2 tRNA genes are annotated in these 216 nt (G+C 50.0%); both read left to right on the top strand.

The window, feature by feature from the left end:
• A tRNA-Glu gene (locus FGT79_RS30880) sits at positions 1-75 on the top strand.
• Positions 76-142: 67 nt separating this feature from the next.
• Positions 143-215 (top strand) — tRNA-Val (locus FGT79_RS30875).
• Position 216 lies beyond the last annotated feature (1 nt).

Here is a 216-nt window from a genome sequence, read left to right as displayed (position 1 = left end):
GGCCCGTTGGTCAAGTGGTTAAGACACCTCCCTTTCACGGAGGTAACAGGGGTTCGAGTCCCCTACGGGTCACCATTTACTTCAAAAGAAGTTATTGACAAAAACGAGAGACTTATGATAAGATATAAAGGTCGCTCAACATGGAGGATTAGCTCAGCTGGGAGAGCATCTGCCTTACAAGCAGAGGGTCGGCGGTTCGATCCCGTCATCCTCCAC

It is taken from the genome of Paenibacillus sinopodophylli (genome assembly GCF_005930355.1).
Classification (GTDB): domain Bacteria; phylum Bacillota; class Bacilli; order Paenibacillales; family Paenibacillaceae; genus Pristimantibacillus; species Pristimantibacillus sinopodophylli.
The sequence above is the reverse complement of the archived record's forward strand: the minus strand, read 5'-3'. Positions and strand labels throughout refer to the sequence as shown.